Annotated in this window: 1 pseudogene; it reads right to left on the reverse strand. The window is 40.8% G+C overall.

From position 1 onward, the window contains the following. Window positions 1–240, reverse strand: a pseudogene (locus ACY2RW_RS16330) (F0F1 ATP synthase subunit alpha); the annotation flags it as partial.

The following is a 240-nucleotide window of genomic DNA, read 5'->3' on the forward strand; positions in this document are numbered from 1 at the left end:
TAATTAGCTCACGTTGGCCTCTACCAATAGGAATCATTGTATCAATAGATTTGATACCTGCTTGTAATGATCCTGTTACTGGCTCTCTATGAATGGCTCCAGGAGCTCTACGCTCTAAAGGCACTTCATAAGTTTTACCAGAAATTGGTCCTTTACCATCTATCAGGCTTCATAATGTATCTACACCTCTTACTACCATTCCTTCACCTGCTCTTAAAGAAGCCCTCCTTTCTGTACGTT

It is taken from the genome of Polaribacter sp. 2305UL8-11, assembly GCF_058147165.1.